A 1,180-nucleotide genomic window follows, 5' to 3' on the forward strand; every position below is an offset into this window, starting at 1 on the left:
GGGTGCATCTCACTTTGGCAAATACATCAAATTGAAAGTTGACCGTTGAGGTAAGCACAGCGAAGAGAAAGGATAGAGGGAACACTCTCAATATTCCATTGCGCTCCTGATATTTTGACCCTGAATCCAATTCGTTTAATAATTGATTCAACTGTTCCAGAACCAATCGAACTTATGGATTCTTCTTTATAGTATTGGTAGTTGACTATTCGACAACGATGGGTTTCTAAATAGTTACAAAATGTTTTAACTTCTTTTTTTTTCATTTCTTTAAATAGATTAATGACTTCATCTATTTTGCCTTGCCACAACATATTTTCTGCTAGCTTTAAACGTTTTAGTGAGCCTCCTATCTTGTAAAGATTTTCTTTTAGATGATACCAATCTAAAATTTCTTGTCTTTGTTCGACATCTCCGATTTCTTGAAATATCTTCCAAATTCCGGCATGACCATCTCCCAAACAATACATAGGATGTAGCAATTTTTGGCTGTTAGTCCAATCAATTAAATCTTGATTATTTTGAAAGAATGCTCCCGAATAAACATTATCGAAACAAACGGCTTTATAGTCTTTCCAGTAACATCCTTCGCCTTTAGATTCGTTGCGTAGTCTGACTTTTCCGCCATCTAATGTAATTTCTTGGACTCCTTGTTTAGATATAGGTAATTCAAATTCTTGTCGCTTGACTAATCTATGTAATGTACTGTGAGAGATTTTGATACCAGTGAAAATCTCTAAATCTTTTTCTGCCATTTGATAAGATTCGTTGGCACTGATTAAAAGACAGCATTTTTCCATCAGTGGACTGAATTGACTATAAGCTTTCAATCCAAAATATTTCGCCTGATTATCTGTAATTTCGAGCGAACCGACTATTGATTTTATTTTTCGGGGTTTTCCTGTTTCAATTCCTGATGCTGCTGAAAAAAAAAGCTACCTAGTTCTGGACCAACTTCTTCTAACATTTTTTGACGAAGAGATTTTTCGATACTGTCAAAACTTTTTAACTCGGTTGGATCTGTATTTTTGTAAAGAATTTCTGCGGCCGCTTTTAAGTGGGCTTTTAGCTGTTCTTGGTCTGAGGGTGTCATTTTCTTTACCTCATCTTTATTTGGCAATTTTACTAGCTTTTTCATTTTAACCCTTTTTGGGCATACTCGCCAAAGTGAGATGCACCC

Annotated in this window: 1 protein-coding gene; it reads right to left on the minus strand. The window is 35.3% G+C overall.

The window, feature by feature from the left end; translation table 11 throughout:
* Positions 1-26 precede the first annotated feature (26 nt).
* A protein-coding gene (locus QUA56_RS36665) for an ISKra4 family transposase (protein WP_333368938.1) occupies positions 27-1,093 on the minus strand; the annotation gives its coding sequence in 2 pieces (ribosomal slippage) (positions 27-925 and positions 925-1,093; 1,068 coding nt in all).
* Between the last annotated feature and the right edge of the window lie 87 nt (positions 1,094-1,180).

It is taken from the genome of Microcoleus sp. N3A4 (assembly GCF_036701805.1).
Classification (GTDB): domain Bacteria; phylum Cyanobacteriota; class Cyanobacteriia; order Cyanobacteriales; family Microcoleaceae; genus Microcoleus.